10 protein-coding genes and 1 pseudogene are annotated in these 13475 nt (G+C 62.9%); 5 read left to right on the top strand and 6 right to left on the bottom strand.

The window, feature by feature from the left end:
* Positions 1-375 precede the first annotated feature (375 nt).
* The 5 genes from GIW04_RS19290 to GIW04_RS19270 all read left to right on the top strand — a co-directional run bounded on the left by GIW04_RS19290 (position 376) and on the right by GIW04_RS19270 (position 6883).
* Entirely contained in the window at positions 376-2889 is a 2514-nt protein-coding gene (locus tag GIW04_RS19290) for a TonB-dependent receptor (RefSeq protein ID WP_120248189.1), read from the top strand.
* A 171-nt stretch (positions 2890-3060) separates the two neighbouring features.
* The gene (locus GIW04_RS19285) at positions 3061-4926 is read left to right on the top strand and encodes a phytase (protein ID WP_120248188.1); all 1866 of its coding nucleotides are present in this window, start codon (positions 3061-3063) and stop codon (positions 4924-4926) included.
* A gap of 47 nt (positions 4927-4973) precedes the next feature.
* Positions 4974-5666 (top strand): protein TolQ, encoded by a 693-nt coding sequence (tolQ, locus tag GIW04_RS19280; RefSeq protein ID WP_003191895.1) that lies wholly within the window; start codon positions 4974-4976, stop codon positions 5664-5666.
* Between the two features lie 15 nt (positions 5667-5681).
* Positions 5682-6128 (top strand): protein TolR, encoded by a 447-nt coding sequence (tolR, locus tag GIW04_RS19275; RefSeq protein WP_003191894.1) that lies wholly within the window; start codon positions 5682-5684, stop codon positions 6126-6128.
* The gene (locus tag GIW04_RS19270) at positions 6125-6883 is read left to right on the top strand and encodes an energy transducer TonB (RefSeq protein WP_120248187.1); all 759 of its coding nucleotides are present in this window, start codon (positions 6125-6127) and stop codon (positions 6881-6883) included. Before tolR ends, GIW04_RS19270 begins: the two co-directional genes overlap by 4 nt.
* A gap of 65 nt (positions 6884-6948) precedes the next feature.
* On the opposite strand, the gene GIW04_RS19265 is transcribed toward GIW04_RS19270, so the two are convergent.
* From GIW04_RS19265 to GIW04_RS19240, 6 genes and pseudogenes are all read right to left on the bottom strand, one after another.
* Complete coding sequence (locus GIW04_RS19265) at positions 6949-7896, bottom strand: D-isomer specific 2-hydroxyacid dehydrogenase family protein (protein WP_034135864.1); 948 nt, start codon at positions 7894-7896, stop codon at positions 6949-6951.
* On the bottom strand, positions 7893-9155 hold the full coding sequence (locus tag GIW04_RS19260; RefSeq protein ID WP_034135863.1) for an acyl-CoA dehydrogenase family protein: 1263 nt from the start codon (positions 9153-9155) through the stop codon (positions 7893-7895). Before GIW04_RS19260 ends, GIW04_RS19265 begins: the two co-directional genes overlap by 4 nt.
* Positions 9152-10492, bottom strand: a complete 1341-nt coding sequence (locus GIW04_RS19255) for an LLM class flavin-dependent oxidoreductase (RefSeq protein ID WP_120248186.1) — start codon at positions 10490-10492, stop codon at positions 9152-9154. The genes GIW04_RS19260 and GIW04_RS19255 overlap by 4 nt, the downstream gene beginning before the upstream one ends.
* Before the next feature lie 10 nt (positions 10493-10502).
* Entirely contained in the window at positions 10503-11477 is a 975-nt protein-coding gene (locus GIW04_RS19250; protein WP_034135862.1) for an ABC transporter substrate-binding protein, read from the bottom strand.
* 82 nt (positions 11478-11559) lie between these two features.
* Positions 11560-13143 (bottom strand): rhodanese-related sulfurtransferase, encoded by a 1584-nt coding sequence (locus tag GIW04_RS19245; RefSeq protein ID WP_120248185.1) that lies wholly within the window; start codon positions 13141-13143, stop codon positions 11560-11562.
* Positions 13140-13475, bottom strand: a pseudogene (locus GIW04_RS19240) (cysteine dioxygenase); the annotation flags it as partial. The pseudogene GIW04_RS19240 and the gene GIW04_RS19245, both read right to left, overlap by 4 nt.

Below are 13475 nucleotides of genomic sequence, written 5' to 3'. Positions count from 1 at the left end.
GATTTGGGGGGCCGCCGCCACGCGCCATCCATGGCGCGGGGCGGCTAAACCGGCATCCCTGCCGGTTTACCCCCCAAATCCCTGTCGAATTCCGGCCAGCGTGGTTTAACGGGGCGCCTGAGATCAAAAGCAGATCAAGATCAAGAGCGGCTCGCTTCGCATCGTAGTTACCGTCGACCGCCTTCGCAGGCAAGCCAGCTCCCACCTCTGACCGAGGTCATTTCAGCTCATTTGAGCCCTCCACACGCTTGTAAACCCCGCTTTGACAGGCTCTGCCCGTAACCCTGTCACAGAACCGTCACGCCCCATCCCTAGCTTGCCCTCCCAGTTGCCGGGCCTCTTGCCTGGCGCCAACGGATTCTTGGGGAGGGTTTCATGTACAAGCGCACCGGGCTCGTCAGCTTTACGCTTACCGCCTTGGCCCTGGCGATAGCCTGCGAGCGGGTCAATGCCGCCGAAGCGGCCACCACCGAGCATGTCGATGTGGTCGGCCAAGCCGCTGCAATCGACAGCGCCCTCAAGGAGCAGCGCTCTTCCGATAGCATCAAGAGCGTGGTGCATGCTGACGGCGTCGCGCAGTTGCCGGATGAGAACGTTGCCGAGGCGGTGCAGCGCTTGCCGGGCATCAGTGTTGAACGTGACCAGGGCGAAGGTCGCTTTGTGAGCGTGCGCGGCCTGGGTCCGGACCTCAACAGTGTGACCATCAACGGCACCCTGGTGCCCTCGCCTGAGAGCGAGCGCCGTGCCGTGGCCCTTGATGTTCTGCCTTCGGAATTGGTGCAGTCGTTGTCGGTGATCAAGACGCTCACACCGGACATGGACGCCAACTCCCTGGGCGGCACTGTTGATGTGAAGAGCCTGTCGGCGTTCGATCACAAGGGCCTGTTCTACACCGGCAGCACTGAGGCCAGCTACGACAAGAACACACACCAGACCAGCCCGAAATTCTCCGGCGCCGCCAGTAACCGGTTCAGCCTCGGCGACGGTATCGACAACTTTGGCGTGGCCGCGGCGCTCAGTTGGCAGAAGCGTGATTTTGGCTCGGACAACGTCGAAACTGGCGGCGCCTGGGACTTTACCAACGGTGCCCGGCTCAACGAATTCGAGCAGCGCGACTACGACATCAGCCGTGAACGCGCCGGTGGTGGCCTTAACTTCGATTACACGCCCGATGACTTGAGCAGCTACTACCTGCGCACGCTCTACAGTCGCTACAAGGACACCGAAACCCGTAACGCTGCCACCCTAGAGTTCGCTGACCCGCAAGCGCCCGGCGAATTGGGCGAAGTCGAGGGCAAGCGTAAGCTCAAGAACCGTGAGGAAACCCAGCAAATCCAGTCCTACGTATTGGGCGGTGAACGCATGCTCGGCCTGTGGACCCTGAGCGGCCAGGCCGGGTACAGCCGTTCCAGCGAAGACAGCCCGGGGCATATTGCCGGTGCGACCTTCGACGGCGGTGACTTTGCCGACAGCGGCTTTTACGACAAGACCAAGCCGCGCCCGATCATCGGCAGTGGTTTCTACGACCCCGCCAATTTCAGCCTCGATAAAGTCGACTGGGAAAAACAGCACACCCAGGACACCGAGAAGAACCTGCGCCTGGATCTGGCCCGCGACTACGACCTTAGCGGTTACGCATCCCAGTTCAAGTTCGGCGGCAAGGTCAGCCGGCGCCACAAGGACAATGACCTGGAGGCCTGGGTCTACAAGGACCTGGATGAACAGGGCTTGAGCGATGAACAACTCAACCTTACGCAGTTCCAGAAGGGCAACGTCGACTACCGTCTCGGCCGCTTTGGCCCGGGCATCAGCGCGGGCAATATTCGCCAACTGATCGGCGGCCTCAATCGCGATGACTTCTATGACCCCACCGAATCCACGGTCAACGACTTCACCATTCGCGAAGACATCAACGCCGGCTACCTGATGAACACCGTTGTTATCGACGACTGGCGCTTCATTGCCGGCATGCGTTACGAAGGTACCGAATTCGAAGCCAAGGGCACCGGCGCCACGGACGGCCAGTTCAGCGCCACCGAGACCAAGCGCCGTTATCACCACTGGCTACCGGGCCTGCATGCGCGCTACCAGATTGACAAGAACACCCAGGTACGCGCCGCCTGGACCAAATCGGTGGTGCGTCCGACCTTTGGCCAACTGGCCCCTGGTTTTGTGATCGACGATGACGAAGCCACCTTCGGCAACCCGGACCTCAAGCCGCTCGAATCAAGCAACCTGGACCTGGGCATCGAACATTTCATGGGCCGCGCCGGTACCGTGTCGGCATTCGTGTTCTACAAAGACATCCAGAACTTCGTCTACAACACCGACGTGGCCGGTACCGGTGCCTGGGCCAACTTCGCCGAGGCGCACACCTTTGCCAACGGCGACAGCGCCAAACTCTATGGCCTGGAACTGGCCTACTCACAGAAGTTCGACTGGCTGCCTGCGCCATGGAACGGCCTGATGATCGGTGCCAACAGCACCTTCAGCCGTTCCAGCGCGGACATCGAGGGCTTCGACAGCGCCAGCGGGCGCACTCGCAAGCGCAACATCAGCCTGCCCAACCAGTCAGACACGGTCGGTAACCTGATGCTGGGATGGGAAGACGACACACTCAGCTTGCGCCTCTCGGCCAATTACAAATCGGCCTATTTGTACGAGCTGGCGTCGATCAATGACAAGGCCCATGACCTGCACGTCGACGCGCAAACCTTTGTTGATTTCAGCGCGCGCTACTCCCTGACCAAAAACCTGCAGGTCAGCTTCGAGGCACAGAACCTCACCGACGAGTCGTATTTCGTCTACACCGGCCACCGTAGCTACAACGGCCAGTACGAAGAGTACGGCCCCACCTACAAGCTGGGCCTGACCTTCACCCATTTCTAACCGTTGCCCCCTGTAGGAGCGAGCTTGCTCGCGAAAAACCTCAGCGATAACGCGGGTCGCCTGAATGAGCGCGGCGCCTGTGCGTTTTTCGCGAGCAAGCTCGCTCCTACAGGGCATCAGGGCAAGCCGTCCCAAACGGGATCTCCATTGTTTTCGAAGGATTGTCTGTTCATGAGAATTTCCAAGCTGTGCCTGCTGGTTGCGTTGGTAATCAGCGGCAATGCGTTCGCCACCGAGCTACCGCTGACCCCTTGGGCACCCAGCCTGAATGCCCAAGCCGTGGCCTTCCTGCCCGGCGGCACCCAGCGCGTGGCCGCCAGTGCCCGCGACGGCCTGTTGTTGCTCGACGATAAAGGCGCCGAACTGGCCCGGTTCAAGGGCCGTTTCAGCAGCCTCGACACCCGCGCTGCGGGCACTCAATCGCTGATCGCCAGCCTCGACAACGACCGCCAGCAGGCCTTGCTGATCGGTCTGGATGGCGTCGGCAAAACCTGGGGTGCGCCGCTGTACCTGCCGACCCGCGACTTTGCGGTAAATAGCCTGTGCCTCTATCGCGATTCGGCGGCCAACCTGTTTGTGTTCCTGGTCGGTGAAGAGGGCAAGGGCGAGCAGTGGCTGGTGGGCAATGGCTCGACCCTGCTGGCCCAGGCGCAGCGTGTTCGCAGCCTGTCACTGCCGCCATCGGCGCAGTACTGCCAAGTGGATGATGCGGCCGAGCGATTGGTGGTGAACGAGCAAAACATCGGCTGGTGGGCCTACCCGGCGCACCCGGAAGCCGAGGTGAAACGCACGCCCGTGGCGCTGTTCGACGACCCCGCGCGCGAAGCAGGCGCCATGGCGCTGGTGCCGGGCGGGGTGCTCGCGCTGGACCCGAAAACCGCGCAATTGCAGCTGTTCCAGCAAGTCGGGGAACGTTGGGTTGGGCAATCCAGCCTCGCCTTGCCGGGCCTCAAAGAACCGGAGCAACTGGTGATCCAGGGCCGGCAGGTGCTGGTGCGGGATGACGACAGCGGCCAGCTCTATCAGGGCCGTCTCGACTGGCAAGCCACGCCGGTGCCGGTTGCGCCGATACTTGCGCAAGTCGCCGCACTGCGCCAGACCGAACCCGTGGGTCGCCAAGGCGACGCGGCGGATGACCCGGCCATCTGGATTCACCCGGACACGCCGGCCAAAAGTCGTGTGCTGGGGACCAACAAGAAACAGGGCCTGCTGGCCTACGATCTCGACGGCAAGTTGCTGCAGGAACTGGCAGTGGGGCGGCTGAACAATGTAGACCTACGCCCAGGCTTCAAACTGGGTACGCACACCGTCGACCTGGCCGTGGCGAGTAACCGCGACCGCAACAGCCTGAGCCTGTTCAGCATCGACCGTCAGAGCGGCGAGTTGCGTGAAGCCGGTGAGGTCCCCACGCCTCTCAAGGACATCTACGGTATCTGCCTGTACCAGCCCGCCAGCGGCGAGCTTTACGCGTTTGCCAATGACAAGGATGGCACCTTCCTGCAATACCGCCTGAGTGCACCGACTGGCCGTGTGCAGGGCGAGTTGGTGCGCCAGTTCAAGGTCGATAGCCAACCCGAGGGCTGTGTGGCCGATGACCAGCGCCAACGCTTGTTCATCGGTGAGGAAGATGTCGGCGTGTGGGCGATGGATGCCCGTGCCGAGCAACCGGCCACGCTCACTTCGGTGATCAAAGTCGGCGCGCAACTGCACGCGGACGTCGAAGGCTTGGCGTTGTATCAAAGCCCCGCGCGGGATTACCTGGTGGTCTCCAGCCAAGGCAATGACAGCTACCTGGTGCTGGACGCCGAGCCGCCATTCGCTGTGCGCGGCGCCTTGCGCGTTGGCCTCAATGCGGCCGCCGGCATTGATGGCGCCTCGGAAACCGATGGCCTGGAGGTCACTGCCGTCAACCTCGGCGGGCCCTGGAGCCAGGGCATGCTGGTGGTGCAGGACGGCCGCAAGCGCATGCCCGAGCAAGCCCAGAACTTCAAGTTCGTGCCCTGGGCCGAGGTGAGCCGCGCGTTGAAATTACCTTGAGCTGTCATCACGCAGTCATCCGTTTTTAATCGAATAGGAGCTTCACCATGCACGCGACGATGGAACATATGACGATCTGGAGCTTGATCAGCGACGCCAGCCTGTTGGTCAAGGCCGTAATGATCACTTTGCTGTTGGCATCCTTGCTCAGCTGGTACCTGATCATTCAGCGCAGCCGTGTGCTGCGTGGGTTGGATCGGCAGCTTAACGGCTTCCTGTCGCGCTTTCGCGTGGCGTCGGACCTGCAGCCCTTGTATCGCGAAACCGTGCAGGCAGGCGAGGGCGGTGTGGCGCCGATCTTTATTGCCGGCATGCAGGAATACCAGCATCTGCGCCACCACGATCCGGCCGTGCTCGAGGGTGTGGAGCGCGCCCTGCAGGTAGCGATCACCGAGCAGGAACTGGAGCTGGAAAAGGGCTTACAGTTTCTGGCGACGGTGGGGTCGGTCAGCCCCTATATCGGTCTGTTCGGGACCGTGTGGGGCATCATGAATTCGTTCCTCGGCTTGTCGCAGGTGCAACAGGCCACGCTATCGACCGTGGCACCGGGTATTGCAGAGGCCTTGATTGCCACCGCCATTGGCCTGTTTGCAGCGATTCCGGCAGTGATCGCCTATAACCGTTTCGCGGCACGCAGCCAGACCTTGCTCACGCGCTACTACGCTTTTGGCAATGAGCTGCAAGTGCACCTGCACCGCACGCTGCGCGGTACCTCGATCAACCTGGCCGTGGCCGCCTGAACAAGGAGCAAAGCGATGTTGATCAGGCCGCAACGCAAGCACGGGCCCAAGGCCGAGATGAATGTGGTGCCCTACATCGACGTGATGCTGGTGCTGCTGGTGATCTTTATGGTCACCGCGCCCATGCTCACCCAGGGTGTGAAGATCGAACTGCCCAAGGTCGCCGCCGAGGCGCTGGCCAGCGATACGCGCCAGCAGATCCTGACGTTATCGGTGAAGGCCGACGGTGGCTACTACTGGAACCTGGGTGACGAACTGGACACCCGCCAGCAGACCGACAGTGCGATGACCCTGGAAGAAATGAGCGCCAAGGTCATGCAGGTGGTGGCGGCGCGCAGCGATACCCAAGTGTATATCCGTGCTGACGACAATGCCGGTTACGGCCGTGTGGTGGCGGCCATGGCGGTACTGCAGAAGGGCGGTGTCAGCAACCTTGGGCTCGTCACCGAGGCCCCACAATGACAGCGATGAGCATGCGTAGTCCGGCACTGGCCTTGGCGCCCAACGGCGATGGTTTCTGGCGCAAAAGCCTGGCAGCGAGTCTGGCCGTGGCGCTGCATGGTGCGGTGGCAGTGGCGTTGATGCTGGGCTGGTCAACGGAGCGACCAGGGGTGGATGCGCCACGGGTGATGCACACGCAGTTGGTGGTTTTACCTGCGCCGGCACCGGCACCGGCGCCGACACCTGAGCCCGTCGCTGCCGCGCTGCCAGAACCTGTTGTTATCCCGGTACCGACCAAACCGACAGTTGATCCGCAGGTCCAGGCGCAAAAGCTCGAGAAAGCCGCCCTGGCACGCAAGCGGGTTGAAGAAAAGAAACTCGAGCAACAACAGCGCATGGCAACCGAGCAGCGCAATCGTGAGTTGGAACAGCAGCGCCTGAGCCAGGCGCGTGCCGCTTCGGAAAAAGCCAGAGCCCCCGTGCCTGCGCCTACCCCAGCATTCGACAGCCGCCAGTACCAGCCCTTGAGCAAGGCCGCCCCGGACTACCCCGAACGCGCCCTGGACAAGAACATCGAAGGCGACTGTTCAGTGGAGTACACCGTCAACACCCAGGGGCACGTGGAAAACCTCAAGGTGCTGGACGGCTGCCACCCGTTGTTCATTCGGCCCTCATTAGCAGCGGCCAATACTTTTCGCTACCAGCCGAGAATCGTCGATGGCAAGGCTGTTGCCGTACCGGCGGTGCGCAATACCTTCCACTACCGCATCAAATGAATTTCTCCTGGCGGTGGTTCAGTTAAAGATGCAGTGACTGACACACCGCCTTCGCGAGCAAGCCGTCAAGCATTCGCGAGGTTACTTAACTCAAGGCCCGCCACATACCGTTCCAGATTTGCCAGGAACGTATCCGCAATTTCTTCCTTGCTGTTGGTCGAAATAGCTGAAGTATGCGGCGACAGCCGTACCCTCGGATGGCTGTACAGCGGGTGCCCGTCGGGCAATGGCTCTGGCTCGGTGACGTCGAGGGACGCCAGGCCGATCTGGCCGTTATCCAGCGCGTGCAACAGCGCTTGCTGATCGAGCAGGCCTCCGCGGGCAATGTTGATCAGGTGCAGCCCCGGCTTGGCGCTGGCCAGTACATCACGGTCGATGATATGCCGCGTCGCTTCGGTCAGGGGTGCCGCCACCACCAGGTGATCGGCGCGGGCAAACAGGTCGTGGATGTCATTGGCCGCTTCCACGCCATCGAGGCCGAACGGCGTTGTGCTTTGACGCAGTGCCACGACCTTGAGCCCCAGTGCCAGGGCCTTTTGCGCCAGGCTTGCGCCAATCGCGCCAAAGCCCAAAAGGCCCAGCGTGGTGCCCTTGAGCGGGCGCAGCGCGGTGAACTGCCATTGGGCATCCTTTACCCAGATATCCGGCAAATGCTTGGACGCGGCAAAGATCGCCGCCAGAGCGAACTCCGCCAGGTTATCGGCAGCACTGCCTCGTGAGGTGGTCACCGGCGGGCCGTTGAACAGCCACCGCGGGTAGAAGTCGATACCCGACGATACCAGGTGCACCCACTGTGCGCCGTAGGGCCAGCCCGGTGGCGGGGTATCGGGGGCGGTGTAGCCACGCACATTGATCGGGCGCAGCAGCAGGATATTGGCGTGGGGCGGCAAGTCACTGGGCACACCGACCGGCACGCCGATTACCTGGGCTTGGGGGTGCAGTGGCGCAAGACGCTCACGGATCACCTGGTTGAAGTCTTCGTCCAGTTGGCTGGCAATAATCACCTGGCTCATGTGCGTTCCTTCTGGCGCTGGTTGAACACCGCTTTGCCGACGCCCTGCAGCACGGCGTCATTTTGCGGAGTGTGGACGCGGCTGCACAGCACATCGCGGTAATGCCGTTGCAGTGGGCTATGGCGTGACAGGCCAGGGTTGCCCGAGGCTTCGATGGCCAGCTCGACCGCACGGATTGCATTGCCGGTGACCAGGTACTTCACCTGTGCGGCATTGGCCGTTGGCGTGTGGCCTGCGGCGGCAGTGTCGAGCAGGCTGCGGTTGGCAAACAGCAGCGTGTCGATATGGCCGACGGTCTCCTGAAAACGCGGCAGGGTGGACAATGCCGCGCCGAGATTTGACGGCTTGCGTTCCTCCAGCCAGTCCACCAGCCAGTCCCGTGCCGCCTGAGCCACGGCGTCGTACACCGACGACAGCAACACCGACATCCACAGGAAGCCTTCGCCATCCAGCTCCGCTTGCGGGGCGCTCCAGGGGCTGACGCTGACCGCATGGTCCAGGGGCACCAGAACGTTGTCGAGTACCACCTCATGGCTGCAGGTGGCGCGCATGCCCAAGTGATCCCAGGTGTCGATGATGCTGACACCGGGGCTGGCCTTGGGCACCAGCCAGGCGCCTACCAGCGGGTCGGCGTCGTCGCTGCGCGCCCACACGCTGAACCAGCTCAGGCCATGGCTGCCGGTGGAGTAGAGCTTGCGTCCACTGATACGCCAGCCCTCGGCGGTGCGCACCGCGGTGGTGGCCGGCAAACCACCACGGGCCGGGGTGCCCAGGTCGGGTTCGACCCGCAGGGCGTTGATCAGTGCACCGTTTTGCACCGCGTCTTGCGCGACTTGCACGCGCAGGTGTGCGGGCCAGGTCTGGCTGTCTTGCAGGCGGCTGTGTTGCAGGTATTGCATCACCAGGATCAGGGCCGTGGACGGTTCGCCCTTGGCGATGGCGCTGATGACCTTGCGCGCCTGGGCCAGGCTGGCGCCACCGCCGCCAAGTTTCTTCGGCACGGTCAGGGCGATGAGGTGGTGTTGGTGCAGGAGCTTGAAATTAGCGTGGGGGAAGGCGCCGCTTTCGTCATAGAGGGGCGCGGTACTGGCCAGCTCGGCGCTGAGGCGTTCAAGCAGTGTATCGAATTGGGCGAGTTCCTGTGGGAGCTGGCTTGCCTGCGATCGCGGTTTATCAGGCGGTAGTGTAGTTGGCTGGCACACCGCTATCGCAGGCAAGCCAGCTCCCACATAGGTCGAGCGACTGCGCGATTGGCTCATACCAGCGCCTCCACCGGCTCTTCAATCACGCTGTAGCGGTTCGCCGGCACCTCCAGGCCGAGGTTGTCGCGCAGGGTATGGCCGCTGTACTCGGTACGGAACAACCCTCGCTGTTGAAGCACCGGCACCACCAGCTCGGTGAAATACTGCAAGCCATCCGGCAGCACCGAATTGATGATGAAACCATCGCTGGCGCCGCTCTCGAACCAGGTCTGGATCGCATCCGCGACCTGTTCCGGGGTGCCGACAAAGTCGCGCAGGGGCCGTGAGAAACGCAGGGCCACTTCGCGCAGGGTCAAGCCTTCGTCCCGGGCCAGTTGCTTGATACGTTCGGAGCCGCCTTTCTGGCTGTTGGCGCCCAGGTCGCCCAGTTCGGGGAAGGGCGCATCCAGCGGGTACTGGCTGAAATCATGGTCGTTGAACGGCCGGCCAAGGGCGACGATGGCGTCTTCTACCGTGACCAGCGCCACGGCTTGCTGGTAGCGGCTTTCCACTTCGGCCGCATCACGCCCGACAATCGGGCGAATACCCGGCAAAATCGACAGGCTGTCCGGGTCGCGGCCAAAGCGCTTGGCGCGCCGTTTCAAGTCGGCGCTGTAGGCCTTGCCCTCGTCGACAGTGTCCACATGCACGAAAATCGCATCGGCGTTTTCAGCGGCAAAGTTACGCCCATCCTCCGAAGTGCCCGCCTGGAAAATCGCCGGTTGGCCCTGGCGCGAGCGCGCGATGTTCAGCGGGCCTTTGACCGAGAAGAATTCGCCCTTGTGGTTAAGCGCATGCAACTTGCCCGGGGTGAAGAATTCGCCGCTGTGCTTGTTATAGGCAAAGGCGTCGTCCTCCCAGGAATCCCACAGGCCCTTGACCACATTCAAATGCTCCTTGGCGATGCGATAACGCACGGCGTGGGGCGGGTGCTCGGCCTTGCCGAAGTTATCGGCGGTGCCACTCAGCCACGAGGTGACCACGTTCCAGCCGGCGCGGCCGCCGCTGATATGGTCCAGCGAAGCGAACTGGCGTGCCACCTGGTAAGGCTCGGTGTAGCTGACGGTCACGGTGGCGACCAGGCCGATGTGAGTGGTCAGCGCGGCCAGGGCCGAGAGGATCGTCAGCGGCTCGAAGCGGTTGAGGTAATGGGGGCTGGACTTGGGGTGGATATGCAGGCTGTCGGCGATGAACACGAAGTCGAACCGGGCTGCTTCGGCCAGTGCGGTCTGCTGCTTGTAGAAGCCGAAATTGGTGCTGGCGTCGGGTTGTGCCTGCGGGTGGCGCCATTCGCCCCAACCGTGGCCGACGCCGTGCACCATGGCACCGAGTTTCAATTGACGTGGCTTGCTCATGTTCTGCTCCTTAGCGCGAGGCTTGTTCGAGGGGGATACGCTTGGCGTTGAAGCTGGAATCGAAGCCCTGGGAGACGTCGATGTGTTTGCTCAAAAGGCCTTCTTTTACATAGGTGTCGGCGGTGGCTTGCAGGCCGTGGATCACCGTATCGTCAATCGTGACGGGGGACAGATGGGTGTCCTTGGCCACTTCGATATGCACGGCCAGTGGCAGGCCAGTGATCTTGGCCTGGGCAGCGGCGTATTGCTCGGGATGGGTATTGGCCCAGGCATAGGCGCGATCAATGCGGGCGACAAAGTCGTCCAGTTGCACACGTTTGTCGGCAATGGCCTGGCCGGTGGCCGCGAAGTACAGGTGATTGCTCAGCAGGTGCTTGCCGCTGACCAACACCCGAGCATTGCTTTGTGAGGTGACCACGGTGGTGTAAGGGTCCCATGTCGCCCAGGCATCGGCGGTGCCGTTGTCGAGTACCAGCCGGGATTCGGCGGGCAGCAGGAAGATGAACTGCACATCCTGGGTGGTCAGCCCGGCATTGTTCAGGGCCTTGATCGCCAGGTAATGCCCGATGGAGCCGCGCCCGGTGACGATCTTCTTGCCCTTGAGGTCGGCCGCGGTCTTGATCGGTGAATCCTTGGGCACCAGCAGCGCGGTGGTGTTACGGCCTTCGGCATGGATGATGCTGATCACCTTGATCGAGGCACCGGCGCCGAGGGCGAACACATAAGGGGCATCGCCCAGGGCGCCGACATCCACGGCACCGGCATTCAGCGCTTCGCCCAGGGGCGAGGCCGAGGGGAATTCCGACCATTTGATCTCGTAGGGCACGTTCTGGCTTTCGCCCGAGGCTTCCAGCAGCGCCTTGATCGTGGATTTCTGGTTGGCCACGCGCAGCGGTTGCAGGTCGCCAGCCTGGACGGTAGAAAGCAGGCCGAGGGCGAGGGCAGCGCCCAGCAACAGGCGTTTGAATGCAATGGCGTACAGCATGGGAAAAACTCCAGGCGTTAGGTAAAGGAAAGTACCTCCGCCTGGAGAAGGGGTCGGTTGAGCGAAACGGTGCAGCGGTGAATCAGATCACGTAGAAACCATGGGTGCCGTCGCGGGCCAGTTGTTCCACGAGGCCGAACTCCCAATCCAGGTAAGCCTGCATGGCTTCCCGAGGGTTGTCGGTGCCTTCGTAAGGGCGGCGGTAGCGGTCGATGCGCGGGGACGCCAGGTGGCTTTCACCTGACTCAAGGGGCAGCTGCGCCTGGATCCAGCCGGCCGTGCCGTCCTGCAGCAAAAAGACTGGCTTGCCGGTAAGCGCCTCGACTTCCGGCACCGCCAGGCGCGCCAGTTGGCTGCTGCCGCAGGTCAATACATAGCGCTGGGCGTTCGGTACCTTGCCCAGGGCCTCTGGCAGTTGCGCGCGCAGCACCCACCAGGCGCCGGGGATATGACGTTTCACGTAGTTGGCGCTGGCGGTGAAGTCCAGCACCAGGGTGTCGCCATGGCCGAGCCAGTCGGCAAGGGTGTGGGGGCTGATCAGTTCGGCCTGGGGCGGCGGCGGTACTGGCGCGACCCATGCGCCGCGCTCGCTGAAGTGCTCTGCTTGCAGGTCATCCAATACGTACACCTGCCAGCCCAACTGGGCCAGCCACGACGCAGACATATTGGCGCGCACGCCGTCGTCGTCCACCAGTACCAGGCGCGCACCGCGCACACTGGCCACGTGGTCGGTTTCCTGCACCAGTTGCCCGCCCGGGGTGGCGCGGGCGCCCGGCAGGTGGCCGGCTTCGAATTCTTCCACGGTGCGCACATCGAACAGGTAAGTGGTGCGTGTCGCGTCCTGTTGCCAGCGCTGCAGATCATTGAGGGTTGCACGTTTTACCGAGGCTTTGTCGGCAACACCACGGGCCTCTTGGGCGGCCAGCTGGCGATGGTTTTCCGAGGTCGGTGCAAACTGGCGCGCCTGCCCATGGGTGAGGGTCTGCCCGGCCAAGGTCCAGCCGATGGTGCCGTTGCGCAGGGCCGCCACCGGGTTGGGGATGCCGGCGTTGATCAACGACTGAGTGCCGATAATGCTGCGGGTGCGCCCGGCGCAATTGACGATAATGCGCGTGGCCGGATCGGGCGCCAGCTCACGGGCGCGTAACACCAACTCAGCCCCCGGCACGCTGATGCCCGTGGGGATGCTCATGGTCTGGTATTCATCGAAACGCCGCGCATCTAGCACCACCACATCGGCCTGGCTGTCGAGCAAGGCCTGGACCTCTTCGGCGGCCAGGGACGGCGTGTGACGCTGGTTCTCCACCAGTTCGCCAAACGCCTTGCTCGGTACATTGACGTCGATAAACAGCTCGCCACCGGCCCGGCGCCAACCGTCCAGCCCACCCTCCAGCAGGCTGACCTGGGTGTAGCCCAGTGCACCCAGGCGTTCGGCGGCGCGGTGGGCCAGCCCTTCGCCGTTGTCGTACAGGGTGACCTGGGTATCGCGGCGTGGAATGCGCGCGTACACCTCCAGTTCCAGCTTGGACAAGGGAATATTCGCGGCGAACAGCGGATGGGCCTCGGCAAAGGGGGCTTCCTCACGCACGTCGATCAGCGCGACTTCTTCGCGTGCCAACAGGGCCTGGCGAATCTGCGCAAAGCTGCGGGTCGATACAGTGGTCATAGGGCAGGGCTCTTTTCTTTGGACAGGTCCCAGATGTTCGGGAGGTAGGCATTGGAATAACCGGAGATAAACAGTTTCTCGCTGCCGTCGGGCTGGTACACCGCCCGGCGCACCGCGCCGATATTGGCGCCGTATACGTGGATGCTGATGGACACTTGGTCAGCGTGTGCATTGCTGACCTGGTGGATATCACCGACCTTGGGCGACACCGTTTCGACCTGGCCGGGCAGCAATTGCACGGGGTCGCCTTGCGCTACCAGGCTGCCGCCCGGCGCCCGGGCAAACCCCTGGGAAAACTCCGCGCCGCGCAACATGCCGATCAACCCCCACAC

Origin of the sequence: Pseudomonas sp. PA-4-8C, from assembly GCF_021606625.1 — a bacterium.
Lineage (GTDB): Bacteria > Pseudomonadota > Gammaproteobacteria > Pseudomonadales > Pseudomonadaceae > Aquipseudomonas > Aquipseudomonas lactis.
This window is presented reverse-complemented; position numbering and strand designations above follow the sequence as displayed.